General features: G+C 49.7%; 1 protein-coding gene. It reads right to left on the reverse strand.

Features of this window, described 5'->3' with window-relative positions:
• Positions 1–124: 124 nt before the first annotated feature.
• Positions 125–794, reverse strand: a 670-nt coding sequence (locus AAC01S_RS18530) for a transposase (protein ID WP_067626014.1), incomplete at its 5' end; no start/stop codon positions are given.

The raw sequence follows: 794 nt of genomic DNA on the forward strand, positions 1-794 counted from the left end.
TGAGCGTTTTGCAGAATGGTCGTTTTGGGTGGAGGTGAAAAAGGAACAACACCTAGGGTAAGTAAACTAAATTCCACATACTGGTATTCTTGCGCCGTTTCTCGTCACGTCAACTCGTTTTGATTTATGCAGTCTTCTTGTGTCGTTCGATATGGTTCACAGCTAGTGCCGATGCAAGTAACACGATCGCGTTGAGGAACATGTGTGTCTTTACTTTTCGGATGCCTCGGACATGGACGTCGTTCGCCGTCAAATTCGTCTTAAGCCTTGCGTTACAACGCTCTACAGCAGTTCGCTCGTTGTATAACAGCTTCCAATTCTGCGTGCCTCGGTGTGGTGCGCAGTAACGCCGAATATCTTCTGTGATCCGCTTTTTGACCACCATACCGTAGTTGGATTCGGAACATGTCGCGGTTCCAAGCGGACAATCTACCTTCCCAACCGCGTGCGGGCAGCGAAACTTTAGTCGGTCACCGTCCGCACCCCAATACACCATGTCATATCCCATCGTGCAACGCGGCGTCCCGTCCGATGCGATTCCTTCAGGCGGTTCTTTTTCACCGCGCTTGTTCATCGCGATAATTGCCTGTGCACCATATTGACGAACCGTTTCATAGTTTTTGACTTGATCATATCCAGCATCCATCATGACAAAGTCGATTTTCCAACCGTGCGTCGTCACGACGTGTTCCAGCAATGGTGCCGCCATCTCACCATCAAAGACGTTCGCTGGTGTGACATCCAAAGCAACTGGCAGTTCACTCGCGGTATCCACAGCCAAGTGGAATTTGTAT

Source organism: Alicyclobacillus acidiphilus NBRC 100859 (assembly GCF_001544355.1).
Lineage (GTDB): Bacteria > Bacillota > Bacilli > Alicyclobacillales > Alicyclobacillaceae > Alicyclobacillus > Alicyclobacillus acidiphilus.